The following is a 16,472-nucleotide window of genomic DNA, read 5'->3' as shown; positions in this document are numbered from 1 at the left end:
AAGCTTACCCCCACAGAAAATGAACCACTTAGAGGATAAAGCGATGCTGGATAAAAAAATCGGGTTTGTCGGCTGCGGCAATATGGCGAAAGCCATCATTAGCGGACTGGTCAACAGCGGGCAGATCGCCCCCGCCAATATCTGGGTATTCGACCGTAAGCCCGCCACCAATCAAGCGATGGCGCAGCAATATGGCGTCACCGCCGCAGACAGCGTGGAAAGTCTGGCGCGCGAAGTGGATATTCTGTTTGGCGCGGTGAAACCCAATGTGATTCTCAAAGTGCTGAAAGATCTTGCCGGCCAGCTGAAGAAAGATGTGCTGGTGGTCTCGATTGCCGCAGGCGTGACGCTGGATTCTCTGGCATCGGTGCTCGGCCACGATCGCAAAATCATCCGCGTGATGCCCAATACGCCATCACTGGTTAACGAAGGTATGACCTCGGTGACGCCAAACGTGCTAGTGGAAGCGCATGAAGTGGATGAAGTGGTGGGGATTTTCGAAAGCTTCGGCAAAGCGGCGGTGGTAAATGAATACCTGATTCACGCGGTGGTTGGCGTGAGCGGCTCAGCGCCAGCCTATGTGTTTATGTTTATCGAAGCGATGGCCGATGCGGCGGTGCTCGGCGGCATGCCGCGTGCGCAGGCATATCAGTTTGCGGCGCAGGCGGTCAAAGGTTCGGCGCAGATGGTGCTGGAAACCGGCAAGCATCCCGGCGAGCTGAAAGATATGGTGTGCTCGCCAGGCGGCACCACCATCGAAGCGGTGAAAGTGCTGGAAGAGAAAGGCTTCCGCGCCGCGGTGATTAATGCGATGCAGCAGTGTATGGCGAAGTCTGAGGCGTTGAGTAAGCAGTGATCGGTGCGCTTTGCCCCTCACGCTACCCCTCTCCCGCAAGCGGGAGAGGGGTCCGATCGGGCATGTGGCAAACTCGCGCATGCGGGAGAGGGGTCCGATCGGGCATGTGGCTGCGTCTCCCTCTTCCTGTGGGAGAGGGCATCAGGCCGCTGCGTACGCCTCATACAGCGCAATACCCTGCGCCAGCGTCATGGGCTGCTGCATCTCCTGCACCAGCGCTGCTGTCAGCGTATATAACCCGGCAGAACACACCGCCGTAATCATCCCCTCCTGACAATAGAAAGCGATAAACTGCTTATTCTGCAGCGATCCCAGCAGCCGGTAATCGTCCCACTCTTCCGCATGCCCCAGATACTCATAGCGGGTACCGTAATGCGCGGTCCAGAAAAACGGCACGCGGTCATACAGGATCTGTTTCCCTAACATATTCAGCGCCGCGATGCGCCCTTGCTGGTGCGCCACGCGATAGTGCTCAATGCGTTGTGGGCCCTGCACTGACGGATAACTGGCGATATCACCGGCCACCCAGATGTTATCGGCCACGCGCAGCTGGCTGTCGGTAAGCAAGCTGCCATCTTCTTCCAGCGGCAGGTCGTGGATGAATGAGGTCGCCGGCACCACGCCCGTGCCAAACAGCACCAGGCTGGCATCGACTTTTTTGCCACTCTTCAGGCGCACGGCAGTGACTTTGCCCTCGCCTTCCAGCGCCACGGGATCGCCTTCGACAAACTTCACGCCGTTGCTGCGATGCAGATCGTAAAAGTGGCGGCCAATCTCTTCGCCAAACTGTTTAGCAAACGGCAGCGGCTGGCGCGCAATCACCGTGACATCAACATCACGATTACGCAGCGAACCTGCCATCTCCATGCCGATAAAGCTGTTGCCGATAATCACCAGCTGCTCGGTTTTATCCACCTCTTTGAGTAACTCATCGGCTTGATTAAGCGATCGCAGCAGATGCACGCCGTCGAGATCTTTACCCGGTATATCGAGCGGTTGCGGCACGCCGCCGCTGGCAATGAGCAGTTGGTCAAACTTCACTTGCTGACCGCCTTTGAGGATCAGCGTTTGCTCAAGCGCTTTGAGCTGCTCGACATCGCCCTCAATCCGCTCCACCGTGCCCAGCACATCCTGCTGCAGCAGCTTAGGTACATCCTCAATCGCCATTTTGCCGGACGGCACGAATTTGCTCAGTGCGGTGCGATCGTAAGGTGCGGCCGATTCCCGCTCGATCAACACAATATGCCCTTTAAAACCTTCATCGCGCAGCGTCCAGATCGCCGCACTCCCCGCCGCGCCCGAACCGAGAATCACGCATACCAGCGACTCACCTTGTGCGGAGGGCGCACTGGCGGGCGACATCGCCTGCGGGCTGACCAGCACTTTGCCTTGTTCGATGCGCACCGGATAACGCTTGAGATTCGCCAGCGCCAGCGGCTCGCACATCTGCCCATCCTGTAGCTGAAACACCGCTTTGTGCCACGGACAGATCAGCTTGTCGCCACACACCGCGCCCTGCTCTAACGGCGCCCCGGCGTGCGGGCATTTGGCCTGAAACGCCTGCACCCGCTCATCGTCACGAATCAGTACCACATCGGTGTCGCCGACGGTAAATTTAGTGGGTTTGCGCTGTGCCAGCGACTTGAGTTCCACGACAGTTTGATAGCTCACGTTAGGCCTCCTTTCTTGTGGTTTTTGAGGTATTCAGCAAATCCCTACAAAGAGTAAGCCTGGCAAAGCATGGTGATTTGTCCGCATCAACAACGCGCTGAGGTAGGTAAGTTATTGTTTATTCGCTAAAGATAATCTTCACCATCCCGCCACACGACAGCGCCTTGCTTCACACAGCCGCGTAAAGCCACGCCGCCGTCCGCCTGAGCAGCCAGCAGCAGCACATCGGCGGGTGCGCCGCAGGCCAAACCTTGCTGCTGTGGCAGATTGAGCTGCCGCGCCGGACGAACAGACGCCATCTCAATCGCCTGCGCCAGCGTCGCCAGCTGGTGGCGCAGCAGGAAGTTCACGCCCTCCAGCAAACCACGCGCCGATCCCGCCAGCAGCTGCGGCGCATCGGCGATGCTCAGGCGTCCGCTAGCGCTAAGCTGCACGCGGCCGCCAATCGCGGTGTCGTAGATGCCCGGCGGCTGCCCAGCGAACGAGGTGACGTCACTGACCAGCAGCGCCTGCTCGCCTTTGGCACGCAGGAACACTTTCAACACGTCCGCCGGCAGGTGATCGCCATCGGCAATCAACGTGGCCGTCAGCGCATCTTCCGCCAGCTGCTGCCAGATGTAATTGGGATGACGCGGCAGTTGCAGATGCGCGCCGTTGCCGAGATGGGTGGAGAGCGTCGCGCCCGCGTCAACCGCCGCGTGAATTTGCGCTGGCGTGGCGGACGTATGCCCAATGGCGACGCGCACCTGCTGCGCCACACAATGTTTGATCAGCGCATCGCTGTGCGGCCATTCCGGCGACAGCGTGAGCAGGCGAATATGCTGCTGCGCGGCTTGCTGCCAGCTGTCGAACAGCGCAATATCCGGTGCGCGAATCGCCTCGCGCGGATGCGCACCGCGCGGCCCATCTTCAGGCGACAAAAAAGGTCCTTCCAGATGAAACCCCGGAACGGCGCGTGCCACGTCAGGATGATGCTGGCGGGCGCTGGCGAGTCGCTGCATCGCCTGCGCAATTTCCTCCGGCATGGCGGTGATCACCGTTGGCAGAAAGCTGGTGACGCCCTGCTGCCACAGCGCGCACGTGGCGTTTAGCACATCCTCTTCGCTAAAAGGAAAGTGGTTGAAATCGACGCCCTGAAAGCCGTTGACCTGCAGATCGACCAAGCCCGGCGCGAGGATGATCTCCTCTTCCAGTTTATTCAGCGCGCGCACATCACTAATGGTGCCGTGCTCAATCTCCAGCTCAATCGGTTGCAGCGTGCGGTAATCGCGACCGCGCAAAATGAGGTTAGTCAAAGGTCACCTCCGGGCAGGCATCGCTGTCGGTATAGAGCGTACAATCGGCATGCTGGCGCAGACACGTCGCCGGACACGCGGTGGAGATCGCATCCTCAAGCGTTGCGCGCACCGCCGCGCGTTTGCTCGCACCCGGCACCATGCAGAACAGCCGCGCACCGCTCATCAAGGCGGGAATCGTTAGCGTCACGGCATGCGTCGGTACCGCCTCGAAACTGGCGAAACAGCCATCGTTAACCTGCTGCTGGCGGCAGGTATTATCCAGTTGCACCACCTTAACGGTGATAGGATCGTTGAAGTCGGCCACTGGCGGATCGTTGAAGGCTAAATGGCCGTTCTCGCCAATCCCCAGACACACCGCATCAATCGGTGCAGCGGTAAGTTTTGCCGCGTAATCCGCACAGATCGCGGCAGGATCGCCGCAAGATGGGATCAAGTGAACTTCGCCAGGCTGCACCACATCAAACAGCTTCTGGCGTAAAAAGTGGCTGAAACGCTGCGGCGCATCCGTCTCCAGCCCGATGTACTCGTCCATATGGAAGGCATGAATGCGCGACCAGTCGATATCCGCGGCCGCAACCAGCGCGCCGAGAAACTCGTTTTGCGAGGGCGCGGCGGCAAACACCATGCGCACCACATGCTGTTCACTCAGCCGTTGACGCAGAAACGCGGCCACATCCTGCGCCGCAGCAGCACCTAATGCCGCGCGGCTGGCGAAGCGTTTGATCCGTAAGCGATCTCGGGTTCCCTGTTGTAAGAGCGTCATGTTATCCCTCCTGAGAGACGTTACTTTTATGCGCCCAGCGCTGTGCGGCTGGCGCATCCTGATCCTGATTGAGTGCGTTCAGCAGCTGATCTACTTCCGGGCGCACCGGCGCGCGGCGTAACCAGCCCATCACCACAAACAGCACCAGCGAGGACATCACCGGCGCAGCCACCACGGTGGCGGTGCTGACATCGGTAAAGACAAATTTCACGCAGAAGAAAGTGCCGACGCCGATCGCCCAACTCACCAGCGCGGCGGCGCTGCCGCTGCGACGAAATGCCGGCAGCAAACCCAGCAGCATGGGAATGGAGATCGGGCCGACTAAGCCGCCAAACCAGATGATCAGCAGCGACAGCACGCCGCCGAAGTGGCTGGCGTTCATGGCAATAACCAGCGTGGTGATAATGAAGATAAAAGCGGTGAGCCGCGCCACCAGCAGCGAGCTTTTACCGCGCTGAAAGTGTTTCGGCAGCATGCCGGGCAGGATATCGCGCGTCACCACCGCCGTAATGGCGTTGGCATCCGACGAGGTCATCGACAGCGTGTGAGTAAACATCGCCACCAGCACCAAACCCACTAAACCATTCGGCAGCAGCTCCATCGCCATCATCGAATAAGAGCGCGAGGGATCGCTAAGATTGGGAAACAGCAGCGGCGCAGCCCACATCGGCCAGAACAGAATCAGCGGCCAGATGAGATAGAGCGCGGCGGAGAGGCGCGCCGCTTTGCGTGCATCGCGGCCGGCGGGCGCGGCTATAAAGCGCTGCGCCAGATTCCAGGTGCCGCCGTTATAGCTCAGCGTGTAGATGACGAAATAGGCGAGAATAAAGCCGATGCTGTACGGCTCCTGAATGATCTGGGTGTGGGTTGGCGGCAAACGCTGCCAGATGGTGAACAGCTCAGCAAAGCCGCCGAGATGCACCGCCACCGCCACCACCATCACAATCGCGGCCACAAACTGCACCACGAACTGGCCGAAGTCGTTGCAGGCATCCGCCCACAATCCGCCCATCACGGTGTAAAACAAACTCAGCGCGCCAGATACACAGATGCCAATCAGCGGATCGAGTCCGGTGAAGACGTTGATGATCACCGCAATTGCCGCCCACTTCGCGCCGACGTCAAAGGTTTTCAGCAGCACCCCGCTCCACGCCAGCACCATTTGCGTTGGCAAGTTGTAGCGCGTGGCGAGATATTCCATCGGCGATTCGATGTTCATATAGATGCGCAAGCGCGCCCAGCGCGGCGCAAACAGGCGTGAACCTATCAACACCGCGATCGCGATGGGAAACGCCCACCAAAAATAGATGGTGATGCCCATGTTGTAAGCCACCGCCGCATAGGCGACAAAAACCGCCGCGCTGTATCCTGACATATGATGCGACACGCCCGACAGCCACCACGGCATTTTGCCGCCAGCCGCAAAGAAATCACGCGTGCTGCCCACCTTGCGCATCGCCCACAAGGTTATAGCCACAATCATCAGCGCATAAAGCGCCATCACAGCATAATCAAGCACATTCATAGCAGACTCCACAGGTAAAGGCTGCCCAACGAACGCTCTGGCTTCGCGGGGATTGAGCGGATGAAATAATTAGTCATCATTTAGGACTAAAGCATCCTGGCAGCGTTATCGGTGCGGTTTTGTGATGAGGATCCTGATATGAGTTTTTCCTCTGACGTGATAAGTAAAATTGAATATGTCTGCGCCGCAGCTTACAGCAATAAAAAAGGGTTCACGCTAAACATGAACCCTTATTCCTTTTCACGCATGAGTGATTTAAAAACGGCGACGATTATCGCTAATTAAATCAGCTTTTCTTCAGGCACGAACTCATAAACGTTTTACGTGCATCGCCGGTGAGCTTTTTATCGCTCGCATCAGCATTACAGGTTTTCATCTTCATTTGTTGCGGCGTCATACTGCCTATTTTGCTGTCTTTTTTCAGACAGTCACTCATAAAGCTTTTACGCGCATCGCCTTTCAGATTTTGTGTACCGGCGCTCTGGTTACACTGGGTCATTTTTTCCTGCTGTGCGGTTTTCTCTGCCGCACTCGCTCCGCCTGCAATCAGCAAGCCTGCTGTCATTATTGCCAAAAGACACGATTTCATTACCGGATTCTCCGTAGCATTATTGCTCTCTAAGCATGGCACGGAATAAGCAAATACGAGAAATCGATAATGACAATTGCCTGCAAAAACAGGCGATAGCCATTATACGCGCGGATGATGCAGCAACTTCTCTACGTAATTACGCAGCATGGTGGTATCGGGCGTTTCAGCCGCGGGGGCGACGGGCGGCATGGCTAATTTAATAGCGGCCTCAATGTCGTGGAATTGATCAGGATCCAGTTTGCGCAACATCGCGGTTAACACGATTTCTAATGCCTCAACCTGAGCCACTAATTCTTTAGACTCTTCTTCTTTTTCAGCCAGCTTTAGAAGGAGTTCCGCAATCAGGTTTTTCATGCGACAAGCTCAATGAGAGAAGAAAAACAGACGTTAGCATTGCGCTGAATAAAACAACAAGGATTTTTAAGCCGTTTTAGAGAAAAAACAGCCAAACGGCAGAATAAAAAAACCGGCTAGATTTCAATAGTTAATAGCGAAACGTTTCACTGGACGTTCAAAGATTTATTGAAACGTTTCGCTCACCTATGCCCTGAATAATTCGAGGTGCAGGAAGGCGGCAAGTGCAATCATCCTCAGGAGCTTACTTCAGTAAGTGACTGAAGGTGAATGCACGCAGCCAACGCACCTGCAGCCTGAATTATGATGGGTATTAATGCGGCCCCATAAATCCTCGTCCCGGACCGCCACCATGGCCGCCGCCCCAACCGCCGCCACCCGGAGGTGGGAAAATACAACCGCTCAGCGCGGTGACCAATGCCACAACTGCGGCCATTTTAATCATACGGACCATAATTACCTCGAAATGGTGAAATCGGGCTGAGTGTATGAGGCCGCATCGGGCACGACAATACAGAATCCTCCGCAACCCGGCGCTATTCATCTCTGCTCACCACGCTTAACAATTTACTGGCACTAAAGCGGCAAAAGCATTGCACGGGTGGCATAGATTGCTGCCAACGCGCTGCGCAAAATCGTGGTTGATCGCTTTACAGCCGGTGCGATTTCACGCAATGTGAGCGCATTACAATAAATGAGATCTCATCATGAGCTTATCTGCTGTCTCCCTGAGTGAAATTCTGGCGCGCCGTGACTGGGAAAATCCGGTGATCACCAGCCTTAATCGACTGGATGCGCATCCGCCGTTTGCCAGCTGGCGCGACGAAATCAGCGCGCGCGATGACCGCCCTTCGCCTTCGCGCCAGCTATTGAACGGCCAATGGAGCTTCAGCTACTTCACGCAGCCGGAAGCGGTACCGCAAAGCTGGCTGCTGCAGGATTTGCCTGGCGCCGATGCGCTGCCGGTGCCCGCAAACTGGCAGCTGCACGGCTTTGACGCGCCAATTTATACCAACGTGCAGTATCCGATTCCGGTCACGCCACCTTTGGTGCCGCAACAGAATCCTACTGGATGCTACTCGCTCACATTCAAAGTGGATGCTAGCTGGCTACAACAGGGCCAGACGCGCATTATCTTCGACGGCGTAAATTCGGCCTTTTTCCTGTGGTGTAACGGCCAGTGGATCGGCTATTCGCAGGATAGCCGCCTGCCCGCCGAGTTTGATCTTACTCACGCCTTGCAGCCCGGCCAGAACCGCTTAGCCGTGATGGTTCTGCGCTGGTGCGATGGCAGCTATCTGGAAGATCAGGATATGTGGCGCATGAGCGGCATCTTCCGTGATGTCAGCTTGCTGCATAAGCCGGAGACGCAGTTGGCCGATGTGCAGATTGAAACCGCGCTGAGCCCGGAATACCTGCGCGGCGATCTGCGTGTCAGCGTCAAGATCCACGCCGGCGATCGTCAGCCCGCGCAGTGCCGATTGCGCGTCAGTTTGTGGCGCGGCGACAGCTGCATTGGTGAGCAGGAACAGGCACCCGGCAGTGCGATTATCGACGAGCGCGGTCATTATCCCGAACGCGCCCTGCTGATTTTGCCGGTCAACCAGCCGCAACTGTGGAGCGCCGAAACGCCGCATCTCTATCGCGCGGTGGTGACGCTGCTGGATGAAAACGGTGCCGTGCTCGAAGCCGAAGCTTACGACGTCGGTTTCCGCCGCGTCAGCATTGAACAGGGCCAATTGTGCCTCAACGGCAAGCCGCTGCTGATTCGTGGTGTGAACCGCCATGAACATCACCCGGAACACGGTCAGGTGGCGGATGAAGCCAGCATGCGCCGCGATATCGAGCTGATGAAGCGCCACAACTTCAACGCGGTACGCTGCGCGCACTATCCCAATCATCCGCTGTGGTATCGCCTGTGCGATCAATACGGTTTGTATGTGGTGGATGAGGCGAATATCGAAACGCACGGTATGCAGCCCATGAATCGCCTCTCCAGCGATCCGCGCTGGTTCGCCGCCTACAGCGAGCGCGTCACGCGCATGGTGCAGCGCGACCGCAATCATGCCTGCATTATTATCTGGTCGCTGGGCAACGAATCAGGTCACGGCAGCACGCACGATGCGCTCTATCACTGGGTGAAAAGCAGCGATCCGACGCGTCCGGTGCAGTACGAAGGCGGCGGCGCCAACACCGCCGCCACCGATATCGTCTGCCCGATGTACGCGCGCGTCGATCAGGATCAGCCTTTTCCGGCGGTGCCAAAGTGGTCGCTGAAAAAGTGGATTGGTTTGCCGGGCGAGACGCGGCCATTGATTCTGTGTGAATACGCCCACGCGATGGGCAACAGCTTTGGCGGTTTCGCGAAATACTGGCAAGCCTTCCGCCAGTTCCCGCGCTTGCAGGGCGGCTTCGTCTGGGATTGGGTCGATCAAAGCCTGACGCGCTACGACGACAACGGTGAAGCCTGGCAAGCCTACGGCGGAGATTTTGGCGATACGCCGAACGATCGCCAGTTCTGCATGAACGGGCTGGTTTTTGCCGACCGCTCACCGCATCCGGCGCTGTTTGAAGCCCAGCGCGCGCAGCAGTTCTTCCAGTTTCAGCGGGACGCTAACGAGCCGTATCGCTTTACCGTCAGCAGCGAATATCTGTTCCGCCGCAGCGATAACGAAGTGCTGCGCTGGTCAATCGAGCAGGATGGCGTTGCCATCGCCAGCGGTGAATTGCCGCTCGATCTCGCCGCTCAAGGCAGCCAGACCTTTACGCTGCCCGCCAGTGAAGATTTGCAGGGCAACGCGTGGCTGAATCTGGCGGTGCATCAAATCAACGCCACGCCGTGGTCCGAAGCGGATGCGCGCGTCGCCTGGGATCAGTGGCCGCTGCCCGCTGCGCTGCCGGTGCGCGTCGTAGAGCTCGGTGCCACCGCGCCGGAACTGATCGCCAATCACGATTTGGTGGCGGTGGTTGTGCCGCAGCAGCGCTGGCACTTCTCGCGCCGCAGTGGCGAGCTGGTGCAATGGTTTGTTGATGATGAAGAAACGCTGATCACGCCGCTGCAGGAGTGCTTTATTCGTGCGCCGATTGATAACGATATCGGCACCAGCGAAGCTGCCAATGTTGATCCCAATGCGTGGGTCGAGCGCTGGAAACGTGCGGGCTACGATGAGTTGCAAGCGGTGCTGGTGGATATGCAGGTCGATAGCCTGAAACACAGCGTGCTGATTGAAACCTGGCATCAGTGGCTGGCCAACGGTCAGCTGGCTTTCACCAGCCACAAACGCTATCAAATTAATGCTAACGGTGAGTTGTCCATTAGCGTCAATGTGGAACAGGCGCCCGGTCTGCCGGCGCCGGCACGCATCGGGCTGCGCTGCCAACTGGCGAAGTCGCCGCAGCAGGTGAGCTGGCTCGGTTTGGGCCCGCACGAGAACTATCCGGATCGCCAACTGGCGGCGCAGTTCTCGCGCTGGCAGCTGCCACTGGCAGCGCTCAGCACCGCGTATGTGTTCCCCGGTGAAAATGGTTTGCGCTGTGGCACGCGTCAGTTACAGAGCAATGGCTTGCAGGTGAGCGGCGACTTCGCCTTTTCGCTCAGTCGCTTCAGCCTTGAACAGCTGCGTGCCACCTCGCATCGCCACTTATTGCAGCAAGAGGATGGGTGCTGGCTGCACCTCGATGGCTTCCACATGGGCGTCGGCGGTGATGATTCATGGAGCCCAAGCGTTAGCCCGGAGTTTTTGCTTTCTCAGCAGCGCTGGCACTACGCGCTGACGTTGCGTCAGTAGGTTTTTCTGCGGTTTCACGCTGGCTCAAAGGTGGAGTCAGCGTGGTTTTCGGCCGACGATAGAAGCGGCGCAGGAAGATCACGTTAACCATCACCACCATCGCCGTGGCGAAGAACACCCAGCGATAGCCGGTTGCCGCCGATACCGCCGCGCCCAGCAGCGGACCCGCCACGTTACCCAAGTACATAAACGATTGGTTGTAGCCGAAAATGCGCCCGGTGACGTTATCGCGTGAATGCCGCACCAGCAGCGTTTGCACCGCCGGCATCATGGCACCATCGGCAAACCCCAACAGGAAACGCAGCACGCCCAACTGCGTCGCGCTGGTGACGAACGACATCGCCACCAGCAGCAATAATGACACCATCATGGTGGCGAGCAGAATACGTTGCGTGCCAATACGATCGCCGAGTTTACCCAGCCGTGGCGCGGAGATCAGCGCCGATACGCCCGGCAACGCGGCGATCACCCCGCTGAGAAACGCAATGTTCTGCGCATTCGGTGCCAGCTCGCGCACGAACAGCGTCAGGATGGGGTTCACCGAGCCGTTGCACATCTGAATCACCATGGTGGTGAAGAACAGGCAGATCATTAAACGCGGATTATCGAGGGTGAGAAACACGTCGCGCCCGCTCAGCTTGTCCTGCTTGCTAACCGGCGTATAACCGGTCTCTTTTATCAGAAATAAGGTGACGAGAAAGCTCACCATCAGCAGCACGGCGGTGACGATAAACACCATGCGTAAACCGAGCCAGTCCGCCAGCAAACCGCCAATCATCGGCCCGAGAATGACGCCGCTGATCTGCCCGGTGGAAACACAGCTGAGCGCCCAGCCGCTGCGCTCGCGCGGCACCTGCGCCGCCACCAGCGCCATCGCATTGGGAATGTAGCCGGACGTAAGGCCCATCAGCGCGCGCAGCAGCAACAGCTGCCACGCCTGAGTGACAAACGCCTGCAGCAGAATCACCGCGCCCATGCCGAAAGAGGCGCGCAGCAGCATTAGCTTGCGCCCTTTACGGTCAGCAAGGCTGCCCCACAACGGCGCGACGGCGGCAGAAACAATGAAGGTGACGCTGAAAGTGAGCCCAGACCAAATGCTGAGCGCGTTACCGCCACGAATCCCGAGTTCTTCCACATACAGCGGCAGGAAGGGAATGATCTGACTGATAGCAAGGCCGGTAAAAAAGCAGCCGAACCAAACGGATATCAGATTAACTTTCCAGGACTCGATGGAGCGTAACATGGGCGTGGGCATCAGCAGAATGAAACGAGAGTTCAGTCTAACAATCTCATAACATTACCGGACGGCAAAACATGGCATGGGCGAAAAAACGCAGTTTTACACTGTCGAGCGTGATTTTGCTCACAGCAAATCATGTCTGAAAGCCGTTTTTTAGTGTCTTTATGTGCTGAAACCCAGCCTGCCGCAAGATAAGCGCATCGCAATGGCAGGCAAACGTGAAAAAATATGTCTACACGTTACTGACAATATTCCACACCGCATCTATGTTTAAAAAACCACCAGTTATCACTGGCGACGCGCTGTCTGTTCTGGGCAGTCCGCATGATTAAACCCAATTTCCCCATGCTGCCATTATCCGGCGGTGGGCATCGTTGTCTCTGCGGAGGTCAGCTATGAGAACCCAGCCAAACAGCGCCAGTCGGGCGATTACCGACTACTTCAATAGCCCAGCCTGGCATGCACCGCATGAGAGCGACATGCTAGCGGCGATCATGCGCGAACTGATGGATGACGGACAGCCTGCCACCAGCAAAGCGATTATTGCGCGCGTGATTGATAAGCTGGAATTTGAAGGGGATGAACAGCAGCTGCAGAGCTACCGCAACTTACTGGCAAAACTGCTGGAATCGGGGCCGCAGAAATAGCGGCCCACGCCACTATTTTACCGCACGCAGATGGTCGGCTTCGCTGACAAATGCCTTGCCGCTTTGACGCTGGTACAGGCAGAGTTCGCGTCCGACCTGATTTTTCATGTGCTTTTGCGGATAGCGACCCTCCAGCAGCAGCGCATCAAAGCCCACGCTGTCATCATACTTAATCGGCTTACCCACCACTTTCACTGTCTTCAGGCCGCTGGCCTTGAGACAGCTTTGCTGCATATTTTTGTCGTTCTGCTGCCATGCGGCTTCGCTCGACGCCTGCGCCAGCGGACTCAACAACAGCGTTAACAGCAGCAATTTTCCACGCGTTCTCATCATCACTCCTCCATCAGCCTTGCAGGCCGAAAGATAAAAAAATTCCCGCCGCAGCGGGAAGAAATAAGACGAACATTGCATATTCGAGAGTGACGAGGAAATCTCCGTAGTGCGCAGTTATCCTCGCCCGGCGCTGTGACAGCCAGATGACAATGCAATGTCGTTTTTTTGTTATCCGCAGTACACCCGGGAAATTTTACCGCTTTGATCCGCCGCGAAATTTATCCGACGCAGATTGAAATCCATCGTTACCGCTGAATTCCACGGAATAGCACGCACGGGCACCGCGAAGCGTTTGTTGTCGAGCGTCGATAATGGCTGACCAACGTAGTTTTGGTATTGCGATGCGCCGCACTGATCGGTTTCCGGATCGTGGCTGGCAGCCGCGCTGGCGTCAGGTTTGCTGGCTGACTGGCACGCGGTCAGGGCAAAAAAGGCCGTTACCAGTAGCGCTTTTCCATAATGGGTCACAAGTTTCTCCTCCTGGATAAATAGACAACCGGTTTTTGAGAGTAGCAAAGCGTGACCGTGAAACGGAAATTTTTACAGCAGATTGGTCGCACTAATCAGCTCAAAAGGGCGATCTTCCTCTCAAAAGTTAGGATTAATCGCACGCACTGTCTAAAAATCAATCCGCCAGCCACTACAATTAACTAAGAATTTTCTTAGCGAGGAGGCAATGATGGAACTGGTGATTTTTGTTGGCTTCGCCGCTCTGATGACGTTTGTTGCGATCAGAGTGCGTTAAAAAGCCGCACACATTTCGTAGCGGCGCGATTTTTCACGCAATGAATTGCGCCGCTACAATGTGTGCAAAATCAATTCACGGTTTCCTCTTCCTGTAACCGCGCATTGAAGGCGGCCAGCGACATGGGTCGGCCAAGGACATATCCCTGCCCTTCTTCACACGACAGCGCTTTCAGCGCCTTTAGCTGTGCTTCGGTTTCAATCCCTTCTGCGGTAATGGTCAGCGCAAACGCGCGCGCCAGGCCGACAATCCCCGCCACCACCGATTGCGCCTGCTGCGATTCCGGGAACTCCTTCATCCATGAACGATCAATCTTCAAGCCGTTGAATGGGAAGGTTTTCAGATAGCCCAACGCCGCATAGCCGGTACCAAAATCATCCACCGTCAGCCGCACGCCGAGCGCGCGCAGGCCTTGCATGATCTCCAATGCGCGATCCGGATTCTCAAAAGTGACGTTTTCGGTGATCTCCAGCTCCAGCCGTGTGGCCGGTAATCCACTCACCTCCAGCGCATGCGCCACGCGCTGCACCAGATCGTTATTACGAAACTCCACCGGCGAAATATTCACAGAAACATAGCGCTGTTCGCCCCAATCGCGGGCGTCCACGCATGCGCGCATCAGCACCCAATCGCTGATCGCAGCGATCAGGCCGTTCTCTTCCGCTAACGGAATAAAGCGATCGGGTGTGATCCATTGGTCGTCGGCTATCTGCCAGCGAATCAGCGCTTCAGCGCCAGCCAGCTGCCCGCTTTGCAGCTGATAGCGCGGCTGGTAATGCAGCGTGAAGGCGTGATTGTGCAGCGCGCCCTCAATCGCCTGCACCATGTCGCGTTTTGACTGCAGATGGTTCGCCATATCGGTGGAGTACCAAACCCACCGATCGCGTCCGGCACTGCGCGCCTGAGCCAGCGCAATATCGGCCAGGCGTAACAGCGCTTCCGGCTGAGCCGCATCCTGCGGTGCTGATACGATGCCCATGCTGGCGGTGAGGCTGATTTGATGCGATCCGCTGATGATCGGTTGATGCACCATGCGCTGCAGCGCACGACAGCGATATTCCACACCCGCCCGCGTGCTTTCGCGCAGCAGCAAAATAAAGGCATCGCCGCCGAGCCGGGCCGCCAGTTCATTCGGCGCCAGCAAGCTTTTCAGCCGTGTCGAGATCTCATTCAGAACGTCATCACCGACCGCGTGGCCCCACGTATCGTTGATCGGTTTGAACTGATCGAGATCGAAACTGATGACAAACAGCGGATCATCCGCGCTGACGCACTCCAGATACGCGGTTAAATACTCCTGCAGCTGCATGCGGTTCGCGAGGCCGGTCAGCATGTCATGACGTGACAGAAACTGAATGCGCGCTTCGGCGTCCACTTCATGAGTGATATCCGACACCGTGCCGCGAAAACCCGAGCGCAAGCCGTTACGCCGAATGGCTTTCGCCATTAACTGCCCAATGCGGCGCTCGCCGTTGGCCGACATAAACTGGCAGCGCAGCGGCACATGTTTCACCTCTTCGCCTTGACGCATCAGCCAGGAGACCAGCGAATGGCTGGGATGGCTCAGCAGTTGATCGAGCGGACGTCCAATCCAGCTTTTCACTTCATGGCCGGTCACCGCAGCAAAGCGCGACGAGAGATAACAGAGGCGGCCCTGTGCGTCGACTTCCCAAATCCAGTCCGACGCGGCTTCCGCCAGATCGCGAAAACGCTCTTCGCTGTTGGCCAACTCACGCTGACTGATCGCCAGCATTTCAAAGCGACGATCGGAGATCACCGCGTTGTGCAGTGCATGCCGCAGCACGCGACGCGTCACCAGCGCCACCGCCAGCGCGGTGAACAGCAGCAGCGGCATCATCAGCCACATCACGCCGAAGCCGGGATTTTTCGGCTGCCAGCGCAGCACCAGGGGTTCGCCCTGCAGCACCGGCTCCACCAGCCGTGGCTCAAACAGCGCATCGTTTAGATCGCTGGCGATGCGCGGTTCAATCACATTCAGGGATGTGCCCAGCGTTTGCAGTTTTTGTGGCGTGAAAATGTTAACGAACACCATGACCGAAGCGGGGCCGGGCATCGTCGGCAAATCCTGTCCTTTGCCCGGCGTAATCGGTGCGGCCACGACGATCGCCGGGTTACTCTCCACCAGCGCATTGCCTGCAACGGCGTCATGCCGTGAGCGCGCCGCGCTTAGCAGTACGTTGCTTTGTGCGCCTAACAAGCTCTCAATCGAAGCATCTGATAATTCACCGTTAATCACCGCATAGCGGGTTTTCCCATTGCCATCGACCACGAACACGCCGTCGTAGTGATACTCCTTGTAAAGCCCCGGACCAAAGTTCTCTTCATCCCACGCCCAAACCTTATTGACCGTCAGATGCAGGTTTTTCCAGCCTTCGCCCCAGTTAGCATAATCGCGCGCATCGACGAGCATCTGTTGCTGCTGTTGCTGCCACGCCTGACGCATCAGATTGGCATCCTGCTGGATTGAGTCGATGTTTTGTCGATGGGCGATAACCAGCACCATCACCACAGAGAGAAGTAGCACGCCAAACAGCAGCGAGGATAAGGTGCGCAGAATGCGCCGCGTCAGCCTTACCGTATGTGCTTCCATATTGGTCCTGGCGGCCAGTGCCGTGTGCCGGTGAAACTCAGAATTCATG

At 57.2% G+C, this 16,472-nt stretch carries 14 protein-coding genes; 3 read left to right on the top strand and 11 right to left on the bottom strand.

The features are described 5' to 3' along the window. Positions 1 to 43: 43 nt before the first annotated feature. The gene (proC, locus tag ACYAC5_RS04650) at positions 44 to 856 is read left to right on the top strand and encodes a pyrroline-5-carboxylate reductase (protein WP_110867772.1); all 813 of its coding nucleotides are present in this window, start codon (positions 44 to 46) and stop codon (positions 854 to 856) included. 141 nt (positions 857 to 997) lie between these two features. On the opposite strand, the gene ACYAC5_RS04645 is transcribed toward proC, so the two are convergent. The 7 genes from ACYAC5_RS04645 to ACYAC5_RS04615 all read right to left on the bottom strand — a co-directional run bounded on the left by ACYAC5_RS04645 (position 998) and on the right by ACYAC5_RS04615 (position 7,513). After that, complete coding sequence (locus tag ACYAC5_RS04645) at positions 998 to 2,527, bottom strand: FAD-dependent oxidoreductase (RefSeq protein WP_462062479.1); 1,530 nt, start codon at positions 2,525 to 2,527, stop codon at positions 998 to 1,000. A gap of 125 nt (positions 2,528 to 2,652) precedes the next feature. Then, positions 2,653 to 3,822: an N-acetylglucosamine-6-phosphate deacetylase gene (locus ACYAC5_RS04640; protein WP_277974580.1), complete on the bottom strand. Its 1,170-nt coding sequence runs from the start codon at positions 3,820 to 3,822 to the stop codon at positions 2,653 to 2,655. After that, positions 3,815 to 4,588 carry a 6-phosphogluconolactonase gene (locus ACYAC5_RS04635; protein WP_277974579.1) on the bottom strand — a complete coding sequence of 258 codons (774 nt, stop codon included), beginning with the start codon at positions 4,586 to 4,588 and terminating at the stop codon, positions 3,815 to 3,817. Before ACYAC5_RS04635 ends, ACYAC5_RS04640 begins: the two co-directional genes overlap by 8 nt. A gap of 1 nt (position 4,589) precedes the next feature. After that, positions 4,590 to 6,113: a sodium:solute symporter family protein gene (locus ACYAC5_RS04630; RefSeq protein ID WP_101762478.1), complete on the bottom strand. Its 1,524-nt coding sequence runs from the start codon at positions 6,111 to 6,113 to the stop codon at positions 4,590 to 4,592. A gap of 286 nt (positions 6,114 to 6,399) precedes the next feature. Continuing rightward, entirely contained in the window at positions 6,400 to 6,702 is a 303-nt protein-coding gene (locus ACYAC5_RS04625) for a PsiF family protein (protein ID WP_101762479.1), read from the bottom strand. 102 nt (positions 6,703 to 6,804) lie between these two features. Further along, positions 6,805 to 7,059 carry an anti-adapter protein IraP gene (gene iraP, locus ACYAC5_RS04620; RefSeq protein ID WP_277974578.1) on the bottom strand — a complete coding sequence of 85 codons (255 nt, stop codon included), beginning with the start codon at positions 7,057 to 7,059 and terminating at the stop codon, positions 6,805 to 6,807. Between the two features lie 313 nt (positions 7,060 to 7,372). Continuing rightward, positions 7,373 to 7,513, bottom strand: coding sequence for a hypothetical protein (locus ACYAC5_RS04615; RefSeq protein WP_167391187.1), 141 nt, complete (start codon positions 7,511 to 7,513; stop codon positions 7,373 to 7,375). 253 nt (positions 7,514 to 7,766) lie between these two features. Here ACYAC5_RS04615 and ACYAC5_RS04610 point away from each other — a divergent pair, with 253 nt between their 5' ends. Further along, a complete protein-coding gene (locus ACYAC5_RS04610) occupies positions 7,767 to 10,847 on the top strand; it encodes a beta-galactosidase (protein WP_277974577.1) in 3,081 nt (1,026 codons plus the stop codon). On the opposite strand, the gene ACYAC5_RS04605 is transcribed toward ACYAC5_RS04610, so the two are convergent. Then, entirely contained in the window at positions 10,786 to 12,090 is a 1,305-nt protein-coding gene (locus ACYAC5_RS04605) for a multidrug efflux MFS transporter (RefSeq protein WP_277974576.1), read from the bottom strand. The two genes, ACYAC5_RS04610 and ACYAC5_RS04605, sit on opposite strands and share 62 nt — an antisense overlap. A gap of 392 nt (positions 12,091 to 12,482) precedes the next feature. Here ACYAC5_RS04605 and ACYAC5_RS04600 point away from each other — a divergent pair, with 392 nt between their 5' ends. Continuing rightward, positions 12,483 to 12,734, top strand: a complete 252-nt coding sequence (locus ACYAC5_RS04600; RefSeq protein WP_101762483.1) for a biofilm development regulator YmgB/AriR family protein — start codon at positions 12,483 to 12,485, stop codon at positions 12,732 to 12,734. 12 nt (positions 12,735 to 12,746) lie between these two features. Here the strand turns inward: ACYAC5_RS04600 and ACYAC5_RS04595 are convergent, their stop codons facing one another. The 3 genes from ACYAC5_RS04595 to ACYAC5_RS04585 form a co-directional block, all read right to left on the bottom strand. Next, a complete protein-coding gene (locus ACYAC5_RS04595) occupies positions 12,747 to 13,064 on the bottom strand; it encodes a hypothetical protein (RefSeq protein WP_462062950.1) in 318 nt (105 codons plus the stop codon). A gap of 171 nt (positions 13,065 to 13,235) precedes the next feature. Further along, positions 13,236 to 13,535, bottom strand: coding sequence for an I78 family peptidase inhibitor (locus ACYAC5_RS04590; RefSeq protein WP_101762485.1), 300 nt, complete (start codon positions 13,533 to 13,535; stop codon positions 13,236 to 13,238). Between the two features lie 347 nt (positions 13,536 to 13,882). Further along, positions 13,883 to 16,471: a bifunctional diguanylate cyclase/phosphodiesterase gene (locus ACYAC5_RS04585; RefSeq protein ID WP_462062477.1), complete on the bottom strand. Its 2,589-nt coding sequence runs from the start codon at positions 16,469 to 16,471 to the stop codon at positions 13,883 to 13,885. Position 16,472: the final 1 nt, after the last annotated feature.

It is taken from the genome of Pantoea sp. y20, assembly GCF_054903455.1.
Note: the sequence above shows the minus strand (reverse complement) of the source record. Positions and strands in the feature narration are given on the sequence as shown.